Raw genomic sequence first — 3,196 nt, forward strand, 5'->3', positions numbered from 1 at the left:
GGTGCCGCGCGGCGCGGCCCGGCCCGCGGCCGACCCGTCGGCGGCGCGCCGCCACGTGCAGGAGATCCTGCAAGGCCCCGGCCAGCACGCTGGACAGGTGCGGCCGGTGGTCGCGCTGGCCTCGGTGCTGGACACCCTCACCGCCGCGGCGCGGCGCTGCGCCGCCGGCACGGCTTGATCGACTGACAGACTGACTGACAGGAGCACCGCATGTGGACCTTCGGACGAAAAATCGCCATCGGCTTCGCCGTCTCGTTCCTGCTGCTGCTGGGCATCGGCAGCGTGGCGTACCGCAGCCTCGACTCGCTGACACGCACCAGCTACGCGGTCGCGCACACGCACGTCGTGCTGGAGCACGTCGCCGGCCTGCTCGGCCAGCTGAAGGACGCCGAGACCGGCCAGCGCGGCTTCGTGATCACCGGTGACGAGGCCTACCTGGAGCCCTACCAGGCCGCGGTCGGCGCGGTCGCGCGGCAGGTCAAGGAGCTGCGCGAGCTGACCGCCGACAACCCGAACCAGCAGCGGCGCATCGACGCCGCGCAGGCCCTCGTCTCGGCCAAGCTGGCCGAGCTGCGGCGCATCATCGACCTGCGCCGCCAGGCCGGCCTGGACTCCGCCGTCAAGGCGGTGCTGGGCGGCGAGGGCAAGCGCACGATGGACGAGTTCCGTCAGGTCGCCGAACAGATGGAGCGCGAAGAGCGCGACCTGCTGAAGCAGCGCGCCGACGACGTCGAGGCCACCGCCGCGGGTGCGCGCTCGACCATCGTGCTCGGCACCCTGTTCTGCCTGCTTTTCGTCGGTGCGGCGGGCTACGTGCTGACGCGCTCGCTGACGACCCAGATCGCGGCCGCCGTGCAGCACGTGCAGCGCTCGTCGACCGAGCTGCAGTCGGCGGCCAACCAGCAGGCCGCCGGGGCGCGCGAATCCTCGACCTCGATGACCGAGATCACCACCACCATCAGCGAGCTGCTCGCCACCTCGCGCCAGATCGCCGAGAGCGCGCAGCGCGTGGCCGGCGTCGCCGAGCAGACCGCCAGCGCCGCCGGTGCCGGCGCCGGCACCGTGCAGGTGGCCAAGGAGTCGATCGCGGGCATCCGCCAGCAGGTCGACCTGGTCGTCAACCACATGCTGGAGCTGGGCAAGAAGTCGCAGCAGATCGGCGCCGTGCTCGACATCGTCTCCGAGCTGGCCGAGCAGACCAACATCCTCGCGATCAACGCCACCATCGAAGCCACCGGCGCCGGCGAGGCCGGCAAGCGCTTCGGCGTGGTGGCCGACGAGATCCGCAAGCTGGCCGACCGCGTGGCCGGCTCCACCAAGGAGATCCGCACGCTGATCGAGGACGTGCGCGGCGCGGTCAACACCACCGTGATGGCGACCGAGACCGGCTCGAAGGCGGTCGACGCCGGCGCGCGCCAGTTCGGCGACGTCGCCGCATCCTTCACGCGCATCGCCGCGCTGGTGGCCACCACAACTGAGGCGGCGCGCGAAATCGAGCTGTCGACCAAGCAGCAGACCACCGCGGTCGAGCAGGTCAACATCGCGATCTCCAACACCGCCCAGGCCACCAAGGAAACCGAGGCGAGCTCGGGGCAGACCTTCCAGACCGCGTCGCAGCTGGCCGGGCTGTCCAAGGAACTGCTGCGGCTGGTGCAGCCGCAGGTGGCCGCCTGAGGACCCGGGCACCGCCCGTCACCGCCTGTCACCGCGCGCCGCCCCGATGGTCACCGACCCGTACCGCTACTTCCGCGTCGAGGCGCGCGAGCTGCTGGAGCAGCTGGGCCAGGGCCTGCTCGACCTCGAGAAGGGCGCCGGCGACGCCACGACCGTCGCCCGCCTGCTGCGCGTGGCGCATACGCTGAAGGGCGCGGCACGGGTGGTGCGCCAACCGGCGATCGCCGACCACGCACACGCCCTCGAAGACCTGCTCGGGCCGTGGCGCGACGCGCCGGATGCACCGCCGCGCGACACCGTCGACGCCTCGCTGGCGCTGCTCGACGCGATCGGCGCCGGCCTGGGCGCGCTGGACCTGCCGGCGCCGGCCGCGGCACCCCGGCCGGACCCGCAGTCGCGCGCCACCGCGCCGACCGAGACGCTGCACACGGTGCGCACGGTGCGCGCCGACGTCGCCGACATGGACCTGCTGCTCGACAGCCTGACCCAGGCGCATGCGCAGGTCGCGGCACTGCGCCGCGGCCTCACGGCCACGCTGCGCGCCTTCGGGTTGGCCGACGGGCTGGCCGACCGGCTGGACCCGCGCCGCGGGCGCGCCGATGCGCCGGCCGGCGAGCTGTCGCAGGTGGCCTCGCACGCRATGGCCGAGGAACTGCGCAGCCTGCTCGGCGGCGTCGAGCGCGGCCTGGGCGCCTCGGTCGACCAGATGGACCGCGAGCTGCGCCAGGTGCGCGAGGCCGCCGAGCAGTTGCGGCTGGTGCCGGCGGCCGCGCTCTTCACGCCGCTGGAGCGCACCGTGCGCGATGCCGCCCAGCTGCTGGGCCGGCGCGTGGTGTTCGAGGCCCGCGGCGGCGACGTGCGGCTGGACGCCGAATGGATCGAGACCCTGCAGGGCGCGCTGCTGCAGCTGGCGCGCAACGCGGTCGCGCACGGCATCGAGAGCGAGGCGGCGCGCATCGCCGCCGGCAAACCGGTGCAGGGCCGCGTCACGCTCGAGGTCGCGCGGCGCGACCGGCACCTGGTGTTCCGCATCGGTGACGACGGTGCCGGCATCGATGCGCAGGCCGTGCGGCTGGCCGCCCAGCGCAAGGGCTGGCCGACACCGGCGCTGCGCGAGCTGGACGGCCCGGGCCTGCTGCAGCTGCTGATGCGCGGCGGCCTGAGCACGGCCAGCGTCGTCACCGAAGTGTCGGGCCGCGGCATCGGGCTGGACGTCGTGCGCGACGCCGTCCAGCGGCTGGGCGGCCGGGTCGCCGTGCAGACGCAGCCCGGCGTGGGCACGACGCTCGAGCTGGTGGTGCCGATGTCGGTCGCCTCGCTGCAGGCGCYGGTGGTCGAGGCCGGYGGCCGGCGCGTCGCGCTGCCGCTGGCGGCGGTGCGGCGCGCGCTGCGCCACGGCGCCCACGAACTGGCGCGCACGGCCCGCGGCGAGGCGATGCTGCACGACGGCGAGGCCATCGCCTACGTCGCGCTGGCCGAGCTGCTGCAGCCGGGGCGCGCCGCGCCGCGCACCGGCCAGGCC

General features: G+C 74.6%; 2 protein-coding genes. Both read left to right on the top strand.

The window, feature by feature from the left end:
* The first annotated feature begins 210 nt into the window (after positions 1–210).
* Complete coding sequence (locus tag AC1D15_RS23850; RefSeq protein WP_477827924.1) at positions 211–1,674, top strand: CHASE3 domain-containing protein; 1,464 nt, start codon at positions 211–213, stop codon at positions 1,672–1,674.
* Between the two features lie 46 nt (positions 1,675–1,720).
* Positions 1,721–3,196 (top strand): chemotaxis protein CheA (locus tag AC1D15_RS23855; protein ID WP_477827925.1); only part of this gene is annotated, 1,476 nt, incomplete at its 3' end.

This window comes from Rhizobacter sp. P2_H2, from assembly GCF_056403375.1.

Coding starts and splice junctions, on each gene's coding strand:
- AC1D15_RS23850 (WP_477827924.1), top strand. CDS start 211: ATGTGGACCTTCGGACGAAAAATCGCCATCGGCTTCGCCGTCTCGTTC.